The 22,076-nt window shown below is 33.2% G+C and carries 20 protein-coding genes; 3 read left to right on the top strand and 17 right to left on the bottom strand.

The features are described 5' to 3' along the window. Nucleotides 1-65: 65 nt before the first annotated feature. Together D0S48_RS13810 and D0S48_RS13805 are read left to right on the top strand one after the other, a co-directional pair. Complete coding sequence (locus D0S48_RS13810) at nucleotides 66-806, top strand: hypothetical protein (RefSeq protein WP_144541097.1); 741 nt, start codon at nucleotides 66-68, stop codon at nucleotides 804-806. Nucleotides 807-1,086: 280 nt separating this feature from the next. Continuing rightward, nucleotides 1,087-1,503, top strand: a complete 417-nt coding sequence (locus D0S48_RS13805; RefSeq protein ID WP_151112172.1) for a GNAT family N-acetyltransferase — start codon at nucleotides 1,087-1,089, stop codon at nucleotides 1,501-1,503. Between the two features lie 187 nt (nucleotides 1,504-1,690). On the opposite strand, the gene D0S48_RS13800 is transcribed toward D0S48_RS13805, so the two are convergent. From D0S48_RS13800 to D0S48_RS13765, 8 genes are all read right to left on the bottom strand, one after another. Beyond that, nucleotides 1,691-2,542, bottom strand: a complete 852-nt coding sequence (locus D0S48_RS13800) for a hypothetical protein (protein ID WP_151112170.1) — start codon at nucleotides 2,540-2,542, stop codon at nucleotides 1,691-1,693. Nucleotides 2,543-3,136: 594 nt separating this feature from the next. Continuing rightward, the gene (locus D0S48_RS13795; protein ID WP_225321624.1) at nucleotides 3,137-5,002 is read right to left on the bottom strand and encodes a TnsD family Tn7-like transposition protein; all 1,866 of its coding nucleotides are present in this window, start codon (nucleotides 5,000-5,002) and stop codon (nucleotides 3,137-3,139) included. Between the two features lie 55 nt (nucleotides 5,003-5,057). Continuing rightward, entirely contained in the window at nucleotides 5,058-6,893 is a 1,836-nt protein-coding gene (locus D0S48_RS13790; RefSeq protein WP_144541093.1) for a TnsD family Tn7-like transposition protein, read from the bottom strand. Between the two features lie 97 nt (nucleotides 6,894-6,990). Further along, nucleotides 6,991-8,682 (bottom strand): ATP-binding protein, encoded by a 1,692-nt coding sequence (locus D0S48_RS13785; RefSeq protein ID WP_144541091.1) that lies wholly within the window; start codon nucleotides 8,680-8,682, stop codon nucleotides 6,991-6,993. Continuing rightward, nucleotides 8,657-10,807 (bottom strand): Mu transposase C-terminal domain-containing protein, encoded by a 2,151-nt coding sequence (locus D0S48_RS13780; RefSeq protein ID WP_151112168.1) that lies wholly within the window; start codon nucleotides 10,805-10,807, stop codon nucleotides 8,657-8,659. The genes D0S48_RS13785 and D0S48_RS13780 overlap by 26 nt, the downstream gene beginning before the upstream one ends. Then, nucleotides 10,804-11,643 carry a TnsA endonuclease N-terminal domain-containing protein gene (locus D0S48_RS13775; RefSeq protein ID WP_144541089.1) on the bottom strand — a complete coding sequence of 280 codons (840 nt, stop codon included), beginning with the start codon at nucleotides 11,641-11,643 and terminating at the stop codon, nucleotides 10,804-10,806. Before D0S48_RS13775 ends, D0S48_RS13780 begins: the two co-directional genes overlap by 4 nt. Nucleotides 11,644-12,978: 1,335 nt before the next feature. Then, nucleotides 12,979-15,093 (bottom strand): heavy metal translocating P-type ATPase, encoded by a 2,115-nt coding sequence (locus tag D0S48_RS13770; protein ID WP_151112166.1) that lies wholly within the window; start codon nucleotides 15,091-15,093, stop codon nucleotides 12,979-12,981. Beyond that, nucleotides 15,086-15,454 carry an ArsR/SmtB family transcription factor gene (locus D0S48_RS13765; RefSeq protein WP_044394569.1) on the bottom strand — a complete coding sequence of 123 codons (369 nt, stop codon included), beginning with the start codon at nucleotides 15,452-15,454 and terminating at the stop codon, nucleotides 15,086-15,088. The genes D0S48_RS13770 and D0S48_RS13765 overlap by 8 nt, the downstream gene beginning before the upstream one ends. Nucleotides 15,455-15,647: 193 nt before the next feature. Here D0S48_RS13765 and D0S48_RS13760 point away from each other — a divergent pair, with 193 nt between their 5' ends. After that, nucleotides 15,648-16,289, top strand: a complete 642-nt coding sequence (locus tag D0S48_RS13760) for a class I SAM-dependent methyltransferase (protein WP_151112164.1) — start codon at nucleotides 15,648-15,650, stop codon at nucleotides 16,287-16,289. 85 nt (nucleotides 16,290-16,374) lie between these two features. Here the strand turns inward: D0S48_RS13760 and merA are convergent, their stop codons facing one another. From merA to D0S48_RS21130, 9 genes are all read right to left on the bottom strand, one after another. After that, nucleotides 16,375-18,015 carry a mercury(II) reductase gene (gene merA / locus D0S48_RS13755; protein WP_151112162.1) on the bottom strand — a complete coding sequence of 547 codons (1,641 nt, stop codon included), beginning with the start codon at nucleotides 18,013-18,015 and terminating at the stop codon, nucleotides 16,375-16,377. Nucleotides 18,016-18,238: 223 nt separating this feature from the next. After that, nucleotides 18,239-18,544 (bottom strand): mercuric transport protein MerT, encoded by a 306-nt coding sequence (gene merT / locus D0S48_RS13750; protein WP_151112160.1) that lies wholly within the window; start codon nucleotides 18,542-18,544, stop codon nucleotides 18,239-18,241. 16 nt (nucleotides 18,545-18,560) lie between these two features. Continuing rightward, nucleotides 18,561-18,791, bottom strand: a complete 231-nt coding sequence (gene merF, locus D0S48_RS13745; protein WP_151112158.1) for a mercury resistance system transport protein MerF — start codon at nucleotides 18,789-18,791, stop codon at nucleotides 18,561-18,563. A 16-nt stretch (nucleotides 18,792-18,807) separates the two neighbouring features. Further along, nucleotides 18,808-19,206 (bottom strand): mercury resistance transcriptional regulator MerR, encoded by a 399-nt coding sequence (gene merR / locus D0S48_RS13740; protein ID WP_044394564.1) that lies wholly within the window; start codon nucleotides 19,204-19,206, stop codon nucleotides 18,808-18,810. Nucleotides 19,207-19,318: 112 nt separating this feature from the next. After that, nucleotides 19,319-19,645 (bottom strand): YnfA family protein, encoded by a 327-nt coding sequence (locus D0S48_RS13735; RefSeq protein ID WP_062686379.1) that lies wholly within the window; start codon nucleotides 19,643-19,645, stop codon nucleotides 19,319-19,321. A gap of 139 nt (nucleotides 19,646-19,784) precedes the next feature. Beyond that, nucleotides 19,785-20,921, bottom strand: a complete 1,137-nt coding sequence (locus D0S48_RS13730; RefSeq protein ID WP_191963804.1) for a hypothetical protein — start codon at nucleotides 20,919-20,921, stop codon at nucleotides 19,785-19,787. Nucleotides 20,922-21,243: 322 nt separating this feature from the next. Then, nucleotides 21,244-21,480 carry a hypothetical protein gene (locus D0S48_RS13725; protein WP_044394562.1) on the bottom strand — a complete coding sequence of 79 codons (237 nt, stop codon included), beginning with the start codon at nucleotides 21,478-21,480 and terminating at the stop codon, nucleotides 21,244-21,246. 188 nt (nucleotides 21,481-21,668) lie between these two features. Beyond that, nucleotides 21,669-21,860, bottom strand: coding sequence for a hypothetical protein (locus D0S48_RS13720; RefSeq protein ID WP_036178230.1), 192 nt, complete (start codon nucleotides 21,858-21,860; stop codon nucleotides 21,669-21,671). Then, nucleotides 21,857-21,988, bottom strand: a complete 132-nt coding sequence (locus D0S48_RS21130) for a hypothetical protein (RefSeq protein WP_255475360.1) — start codon at nucleotides 21,986-21,988, stop codon at nucleotides 21,857-21,859. Before D0S48_RS21130 ends, D0S48_RS13720 begins: the two co-directional genes overlap by 4 nt. Nucleotides 21,989-22,076: the final 88 nt, after the last annotated feature.

Here is a 22,076-nt window from a genome sequence, read left to right as displayed (position 1 = left end):
TTCACTAACGCACAGGTTAGTTTAATAAGAAATGACGCTATACATAACGAAAGAAGGTAATTCTAATGTATTTGAGAGACATAGGTCTAGATTTACCATATCAAAAAAATTATGAATATATCCATAATATGATGTCCAATCACAATTTAACTGAAGAAGAAGCAGTAAGACTAGATTTTGAGAAAAATTGGAAAGAAAATAAAGTTAAGTTTGGTGATGAAGTAAGATGTATTGCAGCGTTATATCTAGATTTATTAGGAAATTTTAAGACAGAAAAAACAAAAAAAATAATGATTAGATGTGTAACTGATTTAGCTATGCATAGTATTGTACCTAAAACTACGGAAGGATTTACAGAGGTATATGTATTATTAGATTTTAATTGTTATCGGGAGTTTTCTAATATTGAGAAGAAAAAGGTTATATTAGAAAAAATTAACGAAGGAATATTACTGATAGCAAATGAATTTTCTTGGGATATTAGTCTTTTTAATCGAGTCTCAAAAGAAATAATTGATAGAAACTATGTTAATGAATTCTCTTTGAAGCAGAAATCCTCTCCAGATAGAAAACATAAAGCAGAAATTTTTTGCCAGCATGATATTGACTTCATTACTATTTCTATGATTATTAGAGAACGAAAGTCAAATGAGATGATAAAAAGTGAATTACTATTTAAAGATAGACCTCATGAATTATCATTTGTTCAAAAACTAGGGGAATTAAAGTGGATTTCAAATAGAGAGGTTACACTTACACAAAGATACAATCTCCGTAAAAAGTGGACAGTTAAGATGGGTGAATGAATCTCATTATAAAGGATTTGGATATGGATAATGAAATTGTTCTTCTTCAACTAACGGGTGCTTTAGCAAAATATGGCCATCATTTCGATGGCCTATTTTTATGTCAAAAACATTAAGTTGTTCTCAGATATGTATTGTGAAATGTTACACTTAAACTAACGAAGCAGGTTAGTTTAATAAAAAAATTTCCTTATTAAACTCTGATGAAGGAAAAGTGATTGTGAGTAACGAATGTTTTAAGGTGTAAATAAATTTTTAATACAAGGAGAAATGAAGCAGTATGGATGATTATAAGGTAATCGAGGAATTCAATGAAAACCAATTAGAAGAATTGCATAGCTTATTTAAAAACGAATGGTGGACACAGAAACGTCAACTTTCTGAAATTAGGAAGTTGCTAGATAACAGCAGCGTAGTAATTGGTTTGGTTAATGATAAAACAGGAGAATTGATAGGGTTTGCAAGGGTGATTTCAGATACTCTTTATAGAGCGTTTATATTTGATGTTATTGCTAAAGAGAATTACAGAAATAATGGTATAGGAACTATTTTGATGAACAGTATTTTGGAACATCCTCAAGTTAGAGATGTAGAAAGAGTAGAACTTTACTGTCCAGATAGGTTGGTTCCGTACTACGAGAAATTTGGTTTTTCAACAGATGTAAATGGAAGTAATTTAATGAGAAATAAAAAATAGCATCTTCAACTAACGGGTGCTTTACTTCAAGAAGGAGTAAAGCTTTTTTTCTTATTGAACTAAAGCAACAGTTTAGTTGAATAACGAATTACCTTTTTGGTTTATTATTTAAAGTAAAAAGCCTGAAGTTTTCTCAGGCTTTTTATCATAGGTAATAATGTCTCAATATTTACGATTCTTAATGTGCTTAGCACCTTTCAGAAACACGTTCCACTTCATCTTTTAGCTTCAATGATGTCAGTAATTCTAGGATCAATTCCCAGACTGCTTCATGGTAACCTGACGTCACGATGTACCAATAATTCGCGTCACGAACAAATGCAAGTTTTTCCAATTCATTAGATTGATCCAAAAAAGATTTCATCTTCACCACTTCCGATTCATCGCAATTGCGATTTTGAGGGAAATTGAAGTGCTGTTTTGATTGTATAGATGGTTTTGCACAAAGGACCCCAAGTCCATCCAATGTAGTCATATGGATGGATTCAGCCCTGTCTTTTTTCACTTCATGGAAATAGCTCAATACCTCCAATTTCTTCGTTCCAAAAACTTGCTGATAACGCGTTAGTATAGACTTACGATTTTCCTCCCAATTACTTGAGGTGTATTTCTCGAATTCCTTTACCAGTCCAATTACTTGTTTTTCATCATCGTAGTTCCACATGGTTTCGAGCATTTCAGCATAAGGAACAGAATAGACTAAGTTTAAAAACTCTCGAATGTTTCGTGCCATATATCGCAGGGGAGGATCATTGGTTGGCGAAACACATACGATTGGTGCTTCGCTTAAATTCGAAACTGAATGAAAATCTGTTAAAAAACCGAAATGAATACCATCGCCACCAGTACTAGCAAAAGGAATCAAATCAGGAGGGGTAATCGAATATGGATCGAATAGATTAATTGGTTGAAAAGCAATTTGACTAAGTGATAGTCCTTCGTTCCTTAATTCATTTTCTAATTGATGCAAAAGGTGAATTTCGTTTGGAATGTCATACTGACCATAGGCTTCTTTCCATTCTTCATTTATCATTAGCACTCACACTATCCTTTCATGGGAAGAGACACACCTCTTTTACATTATTCTATAATATAATTTGATAATCCTTTGTTTTATAAATAAAAACACTTATAAAGATCCATTATTTGCAAGAGTGAATAAAAAAGTTTGTGAAGGAATGTACTTAAACTAACGGGTGCTTTACTTCAAGAAGGAGTAAAGCCTTTTTCCTTATTGAACTAAAGAAGCAGTTTAGTTTAATATGAAAAGTGTTAAAAAAAGTAGAAAGGGATGATTACAAGTGCAGGGATTTCCAGAGGAAAATGATTTACTTTCGTTATTTGAGTGTGAACCTATAATGTTTGATACGACCATGAAGGATTTTTTTTATAATGAAGCAACCTACCAATTTTCTAATGGGTGCTTTAGTTGAATATTCGTCTTCCGAAATATTTTCTTCCTTACAAAAAGTTCTAAAATAAGCATGAAAAATAGCCCCTCTATTGTTCATTCCTTTACAATAGAGGCGCTATTTTTAAGTAATTCCTCATACTACGGGTAATTATCCCTTCAGGTGAATCGGAAACATAAGGGTCGAGAAGTATACGAAGATGCTTTGATAAAGGCGGTAAATCAATAATTTTCATCCTTTTTTCTTTCTATGTACTCTTCTAATTTAGTTTTTATCTCGATAAAATGACGCGGATGTACTCCACCTTTTTTTTGTACTTTCCAAATTCCAAACGGTTCATCTTCTTCTATAAACTCATCTAAAATTTTTATACATCTCCTATACTGAAAATCTTGAACAGACTCGACTATTTCACTTAATAATTGATTTGTACGTGGCAGTTTTATTTCCGTATCTGATCTTACTAAGCTACTTATAATTCCCAGTCTCTTGCCAATAAATGTTCTTGTAATTCTTACTAATTTATCTAGATCTAATAGGTCTTTGTGAAGAATTTTTATTTTCTCGTAGTAATCCTCATCCCTGGCTTTCCAATCAAACGTTTTACAAGATATTATTTTTCGTTTCTTGGGAAGGTGTCCAATAAGCCAAACTTTATCATTTTTGAATAAATAACTATAAATCTTTTTATATTTCTTTGACAACTCTGTCCTAGAATAGTTTGGGATTTGTTTCATAACTTCAAGTAATTCTTTACGGTATTTCTTGATTAACTCCTCTTTACTCACTGATTTAATTTTATCTTTAGATTTAGATTTAGATTTACTAATACCTCTTAGTTGTCTACTAATAATATCCTTAGAAACTCCAAGTTGTTTTGCTATAGCATTTATACTTAAACCATTATTGTGTAACTTATGAATCTCAGCATGCCAACTCTCGCCATAAACTTTAATATATCTTATTCGATATTTATCGTTAGCTGTTTTATCAGGTCCTGTTCGAACGTAAATAAATCCACATGAACAAGAGAATTCGCCAATAGGTTGGGCAGTTCTATCACTTTTAATAAATAGTTTATTCACTACATTTCGCTCGAAGTGTTTCGAAGCTTTATTAAGGCACGGCCATGGTCCTGGTCCAAATGGTCCTTGGTCTGGTTTGATTTCTAAAAATGAGTCAATGTCTTGGCCTAAAAAAAATATCAGTAGTAAATGTCGAAAGGGATGAACATTTTTACCTTCATTGGATGTTATTACATTTAGCCAATTAGGACTTTCATTAATAATTGACGATTCGTATTTATCTAAAAAACCTTTTGGAAATTTAATTGAAAAAGCTCTGTGTAATTCCACTTTTCTTACTTTATTTTTAAGAGTCATTAAATTTCTTCCTCTTAATAGAGCTCGATATTTAAGTACAATGTTTTCTCTAGAAAATTTTCCAAAAGGAACTAGAAACAATTGATATGCCATCTTTGCTAATTTTATTTCAACCATAGAAAATTCATTATGTACAATTCTTTGTGAGACTGATAAATCCATTATTTTCTCATCAAACCGAATATAAGCAAATGTACTAACCGTTCTTAGTTCACATACATATTTCTTCAATTTAGTCTCATGGTGTGCGCAATATTCAATTCCTTGCAATTGATGTTCACGATGAATATGAGGCTCCCCATATTTTTCAATATCTACATTCGCACACAATGAGCAATAATAGAGACCGTCTCTTCTTAAAATTCCTGCCGCCATTCCAAGGCTCCAATATAGCCCATTAGCTTTACCTTTAACTTTAGATATTACTTCTTGTTGACGCTGAACCGAAATAAATAGTGCATAATATGGGTAAATTGTATGATTATTAAGCAAGCTCTCGACTGAATAATTTCTCCCCAGTTGTTCAGCTAATATTGTAAACCTACTACCAAATAAAACACTCGCACCCACTGTTCGACTTCTAAATAATTCTTCTAAAGTATCCTTTAAATTAATGTTACCACTATAGAAATGATAACGGGCTATTGATGAATAGAGCAATTCATCTTTATATGGATCAGTAAAAAATGTAAGAATCTTAATCACCCCCAAATAACTTAATTATTAAATATAAATATCCATTCATCCTCTATAAAAAATCTTATTCCAACATCTTTTTCTGAATATAACTTTCTAACTCTCCTTTTATTTCAAAAAAAGCCGAAAATCTTACTCCACCATCTCTTTGTACTTGCCAAAGTAAAACTGATTCATTTTGTTCAAACATCTTATCAATTATCTTGTAGCAACGACGAATTCGAAAGTCTCGAACAGATTCAACAATACTTTGTAGTAATTTTCCTGTACGAGGTAGTTTATCTAAATTTCTCTCTAAATTCGCAAGTATACCTATTCTCCTCCCAATGATTGATTTTGTAATTCGGATCGGCTTCTTAGATTGCACTAATTCTGAGTGTAATTGCTTAATTTTGTAGTAATATTCTTTATCACGCTCTGCCCAATCAACTATTTTGGTTGTTTCATTTTGCTTTTTCTTTAGTGGTAGATGTTCAAATAGCCATTCCTTATCATTTCTATATAAATGTATATACTGCTTTGGGAACTGCCTGCGTATTTGTGTTCGATTTAAATCTTGAAGTTTCTTTATACCTTCATCTATCTCTACTCGGTATTGATCAATTAAGGCTAAATCTTTTGCTTTTACTTTAACTATCACTTCATTAAAATCCTTTAAATATTTTTTCACAGTCTTAGAATCAACATTAAGTTCTCTCGTAATTGCTCGAATACTTAAGCTTTGTTTTGATAGTTCTTGTAGCCTTTTTTGCCATACATGCCCAAATACTTTCACATGACCTATTCGATATCGATCTTCGTCTATCCTATCCGGACCTTTTCTAGCAAAAATAAAGCCACAAGAACAAGTGAATGTCCCTATTGGACTTTTCGATTTGAAATCTCTCGTTATCTCTATACCAGTAACGACAGGTTGTTTGTAATGTATTGCAGCCTTATTTAAACAAGGCCATGGCCCTTTACCAAATGGACCTATATCGTTACCACTCTTTATTAAGCTCGATATATCCACCTCTAAGAAAAGCATCATGAGTAAGTGACGGAACGGATGCACATGCCGCTTCATATTACGAGTAAGTACCTTCAACCAATTGTATTCACTACTTTCATCAATTGCTGATTCAGATTTTTCTAAAAATCCTTTAGGTACTTTTGCTTGGAACACTTCATGCAAATTGCTCTGTCTTACACGATTTGAAGCTGTGACTAAGTTTATTCGCCGTAAAAATGCTCTATATTTTAAAGATATATTTTCTCTATTTGATTGATTCAGTGGCACTTTTAAAAGCTGATACGCCATTTTTGCTAATGTAATTTGTATCTTTGCAAATTCATCTACTTCATTAATAGGCGACAAATCCATGTACTCCAGCTCAAATCGGATAAATTCGATTCTGCTTTGCTTGTTGGAATCAACAGGATATTTTTTTAACATTATTTCATGGTGACTGCAGTAACCGATACCTTGCAGTTGGTGCTCTCGATGAATATATGGCTCTCCATATTGATCAACATCTTGCTTTGCACATTCATTACAATAATAGAGTCCATCCTTCTTACAAATGCTTCCTGCAACAAGACCTAATCTCGTATATAATCCTTGCCCATTACCCTTTATATCGTTCATGATTTCTATCTGACGCTGTTTTGAAAGAAACAAGGAATAATATGGATAGATTGTATGATTTGCTATTAGTCTTTCAGCAGAATAATTAGAACCAAGTTGCTGGGCTAATGTCGTAAATTGACTTCCTATTTCCACGCTTGGAATCACTGAGCGGCTTAGAAACACTTCTTCTAACGTATCTTTAAAATCAATATTGCCAGAATAAAAGTGATAACGTGCAATCGCAGAATAAATCAACTCATCTGGATATGGGTTTGTGAAAAATGGTAGCATCTTAATTTCCCCTAGTTTTTATTCGAAATTATAAATATAATGTCGATTTAACTAAGTTTTTAAACAGCTCGCCAATAAAATTTTATAATTCAGTTAATTAACTGTAGAATTCATTTAATGGATTTTTAATATATCCGGCTCTTTGCAACGCTTCATACGGATGATTCTTTTTTTCTAATGCTTTTGTTCTTAATGCTAACAATGGCAATAATTGTAGCTTTTTCACCCTAGGCTCTTTTTTCATTTTCTTTTGTTGGTTTAGTGTAATAGCCTGTTGAATAGCATCCGTTTTTAATAAATTAAATTCCATATTAATCGGGTTATTCTCAACAATTTTTGTTATTAGAGTTCTTATATCATTTACATTTAAACTATCAAAAATTCCTAATGCAGAGATTTCCACACTCAAATTTTCAGTCATATCTCGTCTTTTATAATCTAGTGTATTTTGGCGTTCAGCAAATCCTTTTCGAATCTTCCCTTCAAGCACCGTATCATGCTTATGATTGATCATCAGTTCATCTAAATTAATCATGATATCTTCGTATTTCATCATGTCTTTTAAATTGTTGGTACGAATTGCTTTCATCATAGGTTGGATAATTTGCATATCTTCTTTAGCTGTCTTTTTAAGCACTTTAGAATCAATAATTTCATTAACATTATCATCATCAAACATAGCTCGTTCCTGAGCTAAAATAAATAGGCATACAGCAACAGAGGTTATTCCTTGGCATTCGTCATAAAATGTCTTTTTCACCTCATCAGTGATTTCAGAACGTGTAATTAGACATTCTAGTTCCCACAATGTTTCCAAGAAAAAATCCCATTCTTCACTATCCTCAGCCATACGGTCCCAAATAATGGAACCTTCACTTGCTGCTCGACGAGCTTGACGGAAGTTACCTTTAAACAATTTTTGAGCTTTTGACGTACCAATCAACACTGTTGGAATTCCTACCGTATTTGATAATGTAACTATAAAGTTTAACATTTCCTCTTGGTCATTTTTTGAATACAAAAGGTGCTGAATTTCATCTATCACTAGCACACCAATCCCATACATACTTGCTAATGATGTCATATGAAGAAGCATGGTTGACGTAACTCGACTTAAGTAGCCATATTTCTCTAAATAACGTGTTCCCAGTAAATCATCAATCGCCTTAAAAAAACTTTTGCACAATGTAGAAAGACTACCATCATAAGGACAATCTATTTTAAGCCAAACAATTTGAGTACGATTAAAAGGTTGTCCTTCATACGTTTCATGCTTAATGACTTGAGAATACATTAGTAATAATCGTTCAATTGCTGTTGTTTTACCAATACCTGAAATACCAATAATTGACAAACTATCTGCAGTCGAACGAATATAATTCAAACGCTCATCAATATACTTATGAGCTTCATCTTCATCCTCACGCAATTGATGTAACACTCTAATGCGTTCTAAGAAGCTTTTATCTAATGGATTTCTAGCTAAGTAACCTCTTCGAATTAAAGTTGAAAGTCGTCTCTCTACTTCAAAATGTATCGGCAAGGGCTGAATGAAATTCTTTACTCTTTTTAACACATGATAGCGAATATTCCTCTCACTTAGTTTATCTTGCTCAGTAATACGTGGGGTTACCATAAATCGTTCTAGTACATCATCCTCATTGAAAATCGGTGGAAGAGCTTCAATGAAGGGGTTGTTGTTATACTCTGATAAAGCTTGTTTTATATAATTTGCATCCTCTAAATCTCCCTTAAGGACAGTGTTAGTTGCCTTTTTCAAACTCTTCATCTCTCTTCTTCTTTAATTTTTCCATTAGACGTGAGTTCGACTTCTGTGGTAACGCTTCACTTTTCGAAGTTTTTGAAGTGAATTCGACTACTTGCTCGTTTACTTTATCTACTAAATCAAACTTCTCATTATTTCTGTTCATATTTTTTTCTGCCTGTCGGTTTACCCGAATATTTTTAATTGTTTCTGATTTACTTAAATTATTGGGTACAGTACTTTCCTTATCAGCTACTGCTTTATTAATGATAGCTTCAATTTCTGCATCTGAATTAATTGTATTTTCCACCTGGTTAATTGTTTCTTCTTTTTTTAATTCTTCACGTAGTTCTTGAAAAAACTGAATCTCTTCAAAAAAGGTTCCATTAAATTGTTCACTCGTGTCTAATAAATAACATGTATCAAAATTATATCCATCTGTGTGGGGAATATATAATTGATCCATATTCCTTGGATCATAGACGATTTCGATACTTTTTTTTCTATATTTTAGATACCATTGTTCATTCAATGCTCTTTCAGCTCCATAAGAAAGTCCCTTGAACTTAATGCCTTCTCGGGTTATTTTAGCATTTCCTTTAGGTAATAAATTCAGCCTAAGCACACTCTGGTTAGTAACAGTTTGAAGTCGACCTTTTTTATTTTCAATACCCCAATACCATAAGTTACTAGGCGTAGCTTTTAATCTATCCGAAATCATTTCTGTTTCTAATGGATAGTTATCAATAATTTTCTTGTTATGTTCTATCACAAGACGAATAATGATTCTCGTGAATTCAATTAGGTTTAGAGTTGCATCATGACGATAATCATCGTCGCCTCGTTCACGATATTCTTTCTGTATTGCTCCGGGGGCCATACGTTTTATTTTGCCATTCATTGTACGGAAGTATCGTTCTATAATTCCTTTTAGATCTCCACGATAAGGAGAGGTATTTTCAATTTTTACATTTAAGTTATTGATCAAGTTCTCTACCGAATAACCCTCAAATTCTCCTCGATCAGCTATAATAATCTCTGGTAGATGATTAGCTGGCCATTCTGATTCTTTGATTGGTATATCGTACTTATTACAAAACTCAACTTTATTCATTACCATGTTATCTAAAGCCATCATTGCCCCCAGCCAAGACGGTCCTTCTAGCCCAACATATATACCTGTAATCATTCGTGAGTACACATCAATCACCCCATAAACTATGGGACGTCCTATAATTAAAGAACGATCAAATGAACTAATTAAATACACATCTGCAATCGTTGCATCAATTTGAAAGCGTGTTCCCGGACCATCCGTTTCAAGTGTTGAGTTACTTAAGAGTGGACGGTGCTTTAATTCAAACTCTTTCGAACTATGCCTTAGCTGAATATCTAATTGAGGATCCTCAAATTTTTTAAACCAATAGTAAAACTGATCGTAGGTAGGAATTCGTGAAGCATCCCATACATTGTATTTCAGGACATTATACTCATAATACTTATCAGCATAGAATTCTCTCAATAAATAATTATAAGTATCCGTAAGAGAAGGCTGTTCTTTTTTCCGATAATACTTATTGATGACATATTTAAATTGTTTTTTTATTTCTGCAGTAATATTAATACCATTTTCTAATGACAGATACTTTCTAGGGCGGCCTACTTTAGCATCTGTAGTAAGATTCCTTTCTTTCCCTTTTCCTCCTGAATACATATAATCAGGTAATAAAGCATTCTTATTTAATCCACGTTGCCAGAAACGGGTAAGGACACGTTTAACCTTTATTTTGGAAGTATTATATCGGTACGCCAGCTTATTAAAAGCTTGATCTCTCACTTTTTTATTTAATAATTCATCTTTTAAATTAGCCCAGCCTTCAGATACAATACTCCAATCTTCATCGCGTTTTTGAATTTGCTTTTCTGTTAAATCCTTATCTGAGTAATTTTTAGCAAATGGATCTGGAATATGCAATAATATATCACTTTGTATTTCTGCTTCTAATTCCATAGTAGTTGCTCTTTTAGGCATTGATGTAACACCATGAAGTTCTACGAAATAAGTAACATCACTATCTATTTCAATCACGCGAATACGATTTTTTTCTTCTTTATCAGTGTACTGGTATACTTGATTGTAAAAAATCATATTGCATTCACCTTCTCAGAAAAGTCTGTTCGAACTGCTTTTATGCTTAGAATTTTAGTCACATCTAACTTTTCACTTAAGTCAATTTCAATTACTTTAGTCATTACAAGATATTTAAAAATGGATAGACCGCATCCAACTACCATTCCAAAAGCGTTTTCCAACTCTTTTGCAATTTGCTTAACAGTCTTTTCCTCAGCTAATAGAACTTGAAGAAAATAAATACTCATATCTTCAATATCGTATGTGCTACATTCCTCAAAGCCCTCCAACATCGATAAGTCCGTATACCTATGTACAAAAGCTATATTATGAGCCATTGTTTTAGGTACCTCTAATTCTGTTACAATTCCCCAATCAACACTTTGTCTTTCCCAATAAACACGTTCAATTTCAAACTTTTCGAGTATACGTTCATTCATTAAGTCATTCTTATATTTTAAAGTGCGAGCTACATGTTCATGCTGTCCATCGTTTAAGGTCGTTATAAGAAAATCCGTAGTTATTTCAATAGGTTCATTGGTTTTAGGATTAGTAGGATGCTTTAAGCCTAATTCATCTGCGATATTAAGTGTTTCTCCAAGAGGAAGTAAAGGATACTGTTCGCGAATATCAACAACTTCATCTGAATATTCCAATAAGTAAAAGTAGTTTCTTTCCAAATCTGAGAGGAACTCGAATTGTCTCGGTATCTTATAACCTTTTAAACGCGTTGAGCGTCCTAGTGAGCCTAGATCTTGAATAACTATCCAAGGCTTATAATCTGCACCTAATCCTTGTCCGCGACGGTCTTTCATCTTTTTTTCAGTGGACGTTGAACGTTTACGTTTTGACATAACTCACCTCTATCCCTAAAATTAATAAATGATATTTTTTCTAAAATCTATATCATTCTTTTTATCAAAATTATTTCTTTCTCATTCTTTAAAGTTATCCTACAATCAATCAAGACTTCCTCATATATCTTGACATTCCGCACCTCACCTTCTGACTATTCGAAATATACAAAACAAAAAAATACCAATCAACTTAAAGCATAAAAAAGGGTGAAATTAAATAAACATTAGTATTTCACTAATGTTTATTTAATTTATAACACCCTTTCCCAAAGCTTTTTGTTAATTGGTATTTCAAAGATAAACTATCCGCTAACAATGTTGTTTTACCCGGAAAAGTAAAATCACATTCATTTAATTATTTTCCATCAAAACAATTCTTTATACTTTAAATTAATGTAGTTACCAACAATTAATGTAAAGTTACTAACATTAATATTGATGGACACTCTTTGGGATATAGTACCCGAAGAAGTTAATTTTTATCAAACTTTGTTACAAACGATCAATCTTTATTATAAATAATTAAACTTTGTTATAAATGATCAATCTTTTTTACAAAGCTACAATGGCTCCATTTATTGAATAATACGTCCTCTTATATTATCTATTTTAGCACAAATTTTCTTATTCCCTTAAACATTTTAATCACTTCAGATTTACCATTCCTTATTGAACTTAACTGCTGCGTTAGTTTAAGTGAAACCCTTCACAATTTATAGCTATTTTAACATAGGTACCCAACAAAAAATCACCTCTCAGTTAAACTAGAGAGGTGATTTTGACGTTCTTTTATAAATATTAGTTGTAGTTGCAAAAAAGAAGTGTATTCTCCCCCCTTCTCTCAAACCCTTGTCATTCCTGCCTTTCTCCGATTTTCCCATTTTCTGTAGGCAAATGAGTTGTTCCCCCGTTCGCTCCTTTTTTCTCCTATTTTTTGTCAGAATCCTGATTTTTTAGGAAAATAAGTTGTTCCGTAGGAACAGGGATAAGAATGGGTCAGGGATAAGGATTTCTCCTGCTTTTTCTCCTGCCTTTTTTCTTTCTTTTTCTCTGGCTTTCTTTCGTGAAAGTTGATTTATCGGGCATTGTCGTGCTTTCCCTCTTGCTCTTGTTCTTGCCTTTCTCATGCTTTTTTCTGGCTTTCCCTCTGCCTTTGGACACAAAAAAACGAGGAAAACTGGAGGGAATCCTCCGATTTTCTCTCGTTTTAGGGAACAACTTATTTGACCAAGGGAACAATTAATTTGACTTGGGAAAAACTCGATTTTGCTATAACATAGAAGCAGGTGATAGGAAAAAAGGGATTAGGGATTGAGTGCTAACATTTTTCCATTATTCCTTTACTTTCAATAATCTTAAACTGTTTAGGGTAACAATCAATGTTGCTCCCATATCTGCAAAGATGGCTAACCACAATGTCAACCAGCCTGGAACAATAAGTACCAAGGCAAGTAACTTAATGCCTAATGAAAAAGTAATATTTTGCTTAATGATTGCCAACGCTTTTCGACTTAGTTTGATTGTATATGGAAGTTTACTTAAATCATCAGACATCAAAGCAATATCCGCAGTCTCTAATGCTGTGTCCGTTCCAGCTCCGCCCATTGCTATACCCACTGTTGCAGATGCAAGGGCAGGTGCATCGTTTACTCCGTCTCCGACCATTGCTACTTTATCATATTTACTACGAAGCTGTTTAATATAGACTAACTTATCTTCTGGTAAAAGTTCAGCTTGTATCTCCATGACACCAACTTCTTTACCGATTGCTTTAGCTGTTCCTTCATTATCTCCTGTAAGCATGACCGTCTTTTCAATGCCAATTTGATGAAGTTTACGAATTGCCTCTTTAGAACTCTCCCTTACTTCATCTGTCACTGCAATAAGAGACATAATCTCTTTAGAAGTTCCTAAGACCATCACTGTTTTTCCTTGCTCTTGCATATTAGTTATCTGTTGTTTAATATTCTTTTCTATGCTATATAATTCCTCGAATAAATTTGGACTACCTACATAATAAGTCGTTCCATCGATATCTGCTTTTACACCTTTTCCTGTAATCGACTGGAAGTTCTCTATATTCACATCTTTATAAGGTAAATTATCGGCTTCAGCTTTTCTTATAATGGCTGAAGCTAACGGATGCTGTGACCCCTTTTCAATTGCAGATGTAATCGTCATTATTTTTTGTTCTTCTTCATTAAAAGCGACAATATCTGTAACAGAAGGAAGACCTTTTGTAAGTGTTCCAGTTTTATCAAATGCAATAACTTTTAATGCCCCTGTTTCTTCTAAGTGAATTCCACCTTTTATCAAAACACCATTTTTCGCTCCATTTCCTATGGCAGTTACAATGGATACTGGTGTTGAAATGACCAACGCACAAGGACAACCTACAACAAGAACTGCCAAACCTCTATAAATCCACTCCTGCCAATCTCCGTTTAAGAATAGGGGAGGAACTACTGCCAGTAATAGGGCAATAATAATAATTCCTGGTGTATAATACTTTGCAAATTTGTCTACAAACGCCTGGGATGGTGCTTTTTCCGCTTGTGCTTCCTCCACCATATGAATGATTTTGGAAAGAGTGGTATCCTCAACACGTTTCGTAACTTTTACCTCTAATAATCCTTCTTCATTCAACGTACCAGCATATACCTCTTCATTGACTTTTTTTACTACTGGTACAGATTCACCCGTAATGGCCGCTTGATTGATAGTAGATGTTCCTTTTACAACAATCCCATCCATTGCAAGTTTCTGACCTGGTTTTACTATCATAATGTCGTCTATTTGAATGTCATCAACTTGAACCGTAAACTCTTTATTTCCTCTACGAATAAGAGCTTCTTTTGGTGCTATATCCATTAGGGATTGGATAGAATTACGAGCTTTATCCATTGAGTATCTTTCTAATGCTTCGCTAACTGCAAACAGGATAACAACAGTTGCTCCTTCGCCCCATTCTCCAATAGCAGATGCTCCTAATATGGCTACCGTCATCAAGGTATTCATATCAAACTTTAAATGAACTAAATTTTTAAGTCCTTTGATAAATAGGGAATAGCCACCAATCAAAATAGAAAGTGCATAGCCTATAGTCGGAATTAGACTTTCCTCACCATATTGTTTGGTCATCATCCAACTTATCAATAGTAAGACTGCTGATATATATACTTTTATATTTTCTTTTTGTTTCCAAAAAGATTCTTGCTTAACAACTTGCTCTCTTTCGTTTCTTATCTTTAAATTTTCAAATGCCCCTGCTTTTTCTAACTCTTCAATAGTTGTATTTCCAATAACATCAACTTTCGATGCACCAAAATTTACTTTCGCATCTTGAACTCCTTCAAGTGCTTTGACGTTGTTTTCAAATATTGATGCACAATTTGCACAAGTAAAACCTTGTACTCTATAAGTTTTCGTTTGTTGTTGTTCAGACATGTGCTTTCACCTCCTGATTATGTTCCAATGCAATAAGGATTAACTGTTTAATATGGTCATCGTCTAATGAATAAAAAGCCAATTTTCCTTCTTTTCGATGCCTTAATATAGAAAGTTTATGAAGAGTACGAAGATGATGGGAGGCTGTCGCTACAGATGTACCTAAGATATTGGCTACATCACAAACACATAGTTCATCTTCTTGACAAAGAGCATACGCAATCTTAGTACGATTTTCATCACCTATTACTTTAAATACTTTGGAAATATTACTGATATCTGCCTTCTCGATTTCCTCTTGAACTCGATTTACTTTCTCTTCATCGTAACAATAAATTTCACATGTATCTTTTTTACTCAAATTCACTTCTCCTTTCTCATTCAAATGTTTATTTGAATATATTATAACTCTAACCCCTTTGTTATTCAAATATATATTTGAATGAAACGAAAAATTATTCTTATCTTTATGAAAATCCCACAAATTAAAGGATTTTATTAATATTCCAAAGAATACAGATACACAATAAAGTTTTTAAACGAGGAGTTCTAAAATGAATAGCACATGGAATCAAATTATCTATAAAGTATGGTCGCCATTTTATGACCAATTTTTCAATAAAGGAATTTTTTTAAAAGCAAGAAGAGAGGTATTTAAGGATATAGAATGGATTCAGGAGGAAAGGGTACTCTTCGTAGGTTGTGGTACAGGTGCAGATTTAGAGTATGTCCCTCATAATGATATCGACATAACAGCCATTGATTTTTCCAGTGACATGCTGGATAAAGCAAGAGAAAAGTTTCATCATACAGATATTACATTCCTGCAAATGGATGCACAGGATTTAACATTTCCTGATGAATCTTTTGACATTGTAATAGCAAGTTTACTTCTTTCTGTTGTCCCAAATCCTCATAAGTGTATGGAAGAGATGATTAGAGTAACGAAACCTAAAGGGAGAATATTGATATTTGATAAATTCGTTCCTGAGAACCAAGAACTATCCCTTTTCAAAAGGGGAATAAGACCGCTTATCTCCTTGTTGGGTACAGATATTGGATTGAGATTTGAACAAGTGGCTAATCCATTTTCTAAGCAATTATCCATACAAATGGATTCACCAATTATGCTAAATGGTATGTACAGAAAAATTATTGGAATTAAAATCCAAAATGATAAAAAAGTAAGGAATTAAATACTCAAGGTTAATTGAATAAAAAATGCTTTACTCCTTATTGAAGTAAAGCACCATTTGTTTAAGAAGAACATGTACAGACCTTCTATCCTGCACAACAAGATAATTTTGAAACGTCTTTATCAAACATAAGAGAAGCCAACTTTAACCCTTCTGCCATTGTTAAGTATGGTGCAAGGCTTTCCTTTAAGTCTTCAACAGTTAGACCAAATTTCACAGCTAATGTTCCTGCATAAATTACATCACCAGCATTTTCAGATACAACATGGACTCCTAATATCTTTAATGTTTTCGCATCTGCCACTATTTTGAATACACCTGTGGTTTCACGATTCACAATTGCTCTTGGAACAGCTTCTAAAGGTAATACAGATGTTTTGACATCATATCCTTTTTCTTTTGCTTGTTCTTCTGTTAAACCAACGGTTGCAATCGAAGGATTTGTAAATGTAACACCTGGTACAACCGATAAATCTAATTTTTTATTTAACCCACCAATTGCATTATCAGCGACAATTCCACCTTCATAGGCCGCTACATACACAAATTGTGGTCCATGTGTTACATCCCCAGCAGAATAAATCTTTTCATTACTTGTTTGAGCATATTCATTTATTTTTATTTCTTTGCGGTTTCCCACTTCAACACCTGCTACACTTAAATTTAGAGAATCTGTATTTGGTTTTCTACCTGTTGCAACAAGGAGTTGCTCTGATTCAATTATTTTTCGTTTTCCTTCAACCGTTACATAAACCTTTTTTATTTCTCCTTCTTGTTCCACACGCTCAAAAGTTGCCCCTTTTATTAGGTTTATACCCTGTTCTGTTAAAGCTCTTTCCACTGCTTCAGAAATCTCAGGGTCATATTCTTTTAATAGACGCCCACTTCTTTGCATAAGTGTAACTTCCGAACCTAAATGATGAAAAAGTTGCCCAAGTTCCATTCCAATATACCCTGAACCAATTACCGTTAAGCGTTTTGGAACTTTTTTTAATTCAAGTAGCGTTGTACTTGTTAAATAATCTACTTCTTCAAGTCCTGCAATCGGTGGTAAAGATGGAGAAGCACCTGTTGCGATTAAAAAGCGTTTTGCTGAAAGTTTTCTTCCATTTACCTCAACTATACTTTCATCAACAAATTTAGCTTCACCCTCAATTAAATCAAATCCATATTTATCAATTAAATTAACATATTTTTGATTGCGGAGTTCACTAACCAATTCATTCTTTTGCTTTACTAACGGTGCTAATTCTACTTCTCCAGCAGATGTTTGTAACCCAATAAATGGATTTGATTTTGCTAAATGATTGATTTCCCCAGCTCGTAAAAGGGTTTTTGAAGGAACACAACCAATATTTACGCATGTTCCCCCAACCGTTCCACGCTCAATCATCCCAACTTTTGCCCCATATTCTATTGCTTTAATGGCGGCCGAAAAGGCCGCTCCACCAGAACCGATAATAAGCAGGTCATAATCACCTTCATTACCTAAATCCACATCTTCCTTTGATAACACATCTTCTATTTCACCAGGTTGATATTTTGCTTCATTGATAGCTCTTTTGGCAATTTCAACCTCTTTATCATCAGGTAATTCAAATAGAGCTTCACCACGACTAAAATTAGCTTTAATGTTTTTAGCTCCTATATTTTCAAGTGCAACAGCCACATGCTCCTCACATCCTGTACAAGTCATTCCCTCAATTTGTATCCGATATTTTTTCATGTGTTTTATCCTCCTTAATCCTTTTATTTTAATTTTTTAATAGCCTTTTAACCATCTACTCTTTTTTAATCTCAGCCTCGAAACCCTACAAAAGCTGTTACCATAAATGAACTAAAAATATCACTAACAGTTTTTACATCTTTCTCATTTCTACACAAAAACAAGCAGAAACGATATAAAATCTTGCTGTTGCTATTTTAACGTATAACCAAATACCCAGTTCTTATAGGTATCCTTCAGCCATTAGCGTATAAACAAGCATCCCTAAAACCAAAACCGTTGTAATCCATAATCCAATAATAGAGCTTCTCTTTTTACACTTTCGCCCATAAATCAAATAAAATGAGTATGCCAATAAAACCAATGTAACTGTTATTAACATCGTTTGATATTTCGTTGCATAAATAGCCAATCCTCCAGCAAAGCCTGTTAAACCAAAAGGAATCAAAATGAAGGGTCCTAAACAACAACCTGCCATCACAAATCCAGAGAATAACGTTGCTACTTGTGAAACTTTCTCTTTCAGCACTATCACCACCTATATATTAAGAGCAACAAGAATCATTCTTAGAGCTGGATTTATTTAACTTGTCATAAGAGTAGAATGTTAAGGCAAGAAAAATTGCTAAAACTGGAATTAGAATGTAATCTAAATAGCCAGTTATCGCCCCTAATCCAATAGCACTTAATAAAATAACTAATATCGGTGTAGCACAACATAGTAGAACAACAAATATACCTACCATTCCTGTAATAAAGCTCTTTTTATGTTTCATAAAAATCTCCTTCTTATTAGTCCTCAATCAACGCTTCAATAATAGGACATTCATGTAATTCCTTTTCATCTGGACATCTTTTCTTTAAATCTTTCAACATACGTTCAATCCGCTTTAAATCTTCTATTTGTTTTTTTACTTCTTCTTCTTTTTTTGATACAAATTCAAACATGTCTTGGCATCGAATTTCATCTTTATCAACAACCCCAAGTAATTTATAAATTTCATTCAAAGAAAAACCCAGCTCTTGCATTCGTTTAATAAACCCTACACGCTTAACATCATCCTCTGAATATATCCGATAACCTGAATTTGTTCGAGAAGGTTCTTGTAATAAATTCTGGCGTTCGTAGTATCTAATGGTTTCTTTATTAACCCTACACTTATCCGCAAATTCACTAATACGATAACTCAAATTATTCACCCCATATAAAAGTATAAACCGTGTACTATAGTACACGGTCAAGGATAGTGTTATACATTTTTCTTAAGACTAAAAAAGCAATACCCTTCTATTAAAGGAATTGTTATTGGCGTGGTGCAAACAACATCACTGAAACACCAACTAAACATATACCTGCACCCACCCAGTCATATAAATCTGGTGTCTTTTTATCAATACCCCATCCCCATAATACGGAAAGTATTATAAATACTCCTCCATAGGCCGCATAGACTCTTCCAAACGATGGAAAGGTTTGAAATGTAGCAATAACACCGTATAAAGCTAATGCAACACCTCCAAATATACCCCAATAAAACGGCTTACCTTCCCTTAGCCACAGCCAAATAAGATAACCTCCTCCAATCTCAGCAATTCCTGCAAACAGAAATAATGCGATTGTATAAAACAAATATAAACACTCCCTTGAACAATTTAATGAATAATAACCTTTTAACATTCCCAGTTACTTGAATATTTATAGAAACTTCCTATTTTAAGGAAGTTTTGAAATCCCTGTTGAAAAATATTTAAATGAAATAATATTATTTTCACTTCTGGAAATCTTTCGTTTTGGTTACAAAAGACTGCTGAATTACGTCTTTATCTTTGTTTAACAGCGAATTTCTTTCAAGGAGAATCTCAATAAATTCTTTAGCAAAACCAATCAAATCAAAGTAATCAAATATATCATCAATATTTATGTAAACATATCGACAAAATCTTGAATTATAAATAGCCAACTTATCTATTTTAGGAAAGGAAGGTGTAAAGAGAGATAAAATATAATATCCGATAAGTTGACTCATATGGTCTGCTTTATATCCAAACTGGGACTCAGTTTTTATCTCAATCAACGTGCTATCTATTAAAATATCAGCATCTGCTCCTCCTACTAAAATAGATGCTTTTTCAAATGAAGGATTACATATAAGAGTATGGTTCATTATGAAAAGAGAAGAAAACTTTTGAGTCTCTCTTGTTAAATTTAACAAGTCTGTGATATCCTTTTCTGACACATAAAAAACACCTTGTTCATGTATATAATTAGAACGATAGAAAGCATCCAAATTCCCCAGAATCATACAATCTTCCATCAGTTGAGTATCATCAACTGATTCCCCTAAAATGTAAGAATTTCTTCTTTCAATAATATTAACATAAATAATTTCCCCTTCAGAATAATGGGTAGTTATTGTAAAGTCCCCAAAAAACTTTAGCTCCATATTTTCAAGGATTTCATCTGTGTATTTTTCATGTATGTAATCAAGGACTGCTTCAAACCATTCATCAGATGTTTTATTCTCTTCTTTCATTTTCAAATAGGTCTCATAATAATAATTACCGAACTCTTTTTCTTCTTCTTTTATGAATGGAAGGTGATATTTGTAAGCATCTTTATCGAAAAATTTTTTCTCTGTAAAAAGCAAGGATAGACCCTGATAAGCAACTAAACTATCATTTTCTTGTAAGCGGTTATTTATTCGTTGTATAAACGCTCTTAACCAATAATCATATGCGTGTCCTACAATGGGGTTTGCTCTACCATCTGATTTCACAATAATTGGTGCTTTCACAGGAAAGGCAGGACCTTCATTAAGTGTCTGAAAAAACTGTTTCATATTTGGAATTGACTTGAAAAGTTCTTTTATCTGCTTATTATGGTTTAGTAATCTCGTCAATGACATTTACCGTACTCCTTACATATTTCAATTAAGACTATCGAAGAAAAGAGTTACCTTAGCAACTTTACTCAATTTGGTAAAATAAATACTCCTCCCTATTTTTATGTCAAAAAGGGAATTTTTTACTTCCTGCATTAATACACACAGTAATGAAAACAACCACCTTTAAGCTCCGCAAAAAAGGTGGTTGTTTCGTAAAGCAAAAAGGGTGCTCGTTCTCATAAAAATGTCCTTTCGATGCACGAAAACCCAAAGCTCCGCTATCATATTTTACCAAAACTCTAAACAAACAGAAAGTAAATGCAGGAAAGTTGTGTAAATTAAATCATTCTTTCAAATCTTGTTGAAGCAAACACAATAATTCTTCTTTTGATTCCTGTGGAAGAATACTGATAAATTCTCTGATGCCCATATTGAATAAGCACAACATCAACATTTTTTGTCTTTCATTGTTAAAAGGGAGGAAAACTCCTTGAAAGAATTCTAACTTGTTTAATGCAGGAGTATATTCTTCGTAAATCTTATAATTAATAAGCTGAGCTTCTATCTTTGGGATTAACATAAGGTCATAACTACCTCCTCCAGGTTTTAGTACAATAAGGACATTTCCATGCAAAGATAGAATCCCAATTGGAAACGCCAATTTTCTCACTTACGTATCGAAGTTTGTATTTCTTTTGCTCTTGTTCCGAAAGAATTCTTATCAAATTCTTGCCACAATACGGACAATATTCTTTTGGTATTTCTTGCTCATTCTTCATTTTGTTCTTTTCCCCACTCAACTTGTTTACAAATATTTTTCCTTACCAGTAGATGGGCATCTAAACACGCACTGGAAAAATCAGATTGGCTATATACCTCTTGTGACCAGAAGTTCTCATCATCTCTATCTTTATTATTAGAAACAACATGCAAATTCTCTAACATTTGATAGTAATTCACTCTTCCCCCTCCTCTTTAACGTCTAAATCTTGTTCAGTTAGCATCTTTCGCAATGTCTTCCTTGTATCATCGGAGATGAGTTCTAAAAATCGCTTTAATCCTGTGGCATGTAAACCGAGCAAAAGCATATTTTCAGCCCCATCCAGTTTTCCCTTCTTTAGAAACATGTCTTTTGGTAAGCACAATGAAATCACATTGTCCTCAAGAAAAGCTGGT

The sequence above is a fragment of the Psychrobacillus sp. AK 1817 genome (assembly GCF_008807035.1).
In the GTDB taxonomy this organism is placed as follows: domain Bacteria; phylum Bacillota; class Bacilli; order Bacillales_A; family Planococcaceae; genus Psychrobacillus; species Psychrobacillus faecigallinarum.
This window is presented reverse-complemented; position numbering and strand designations above follow the sequence as displayed.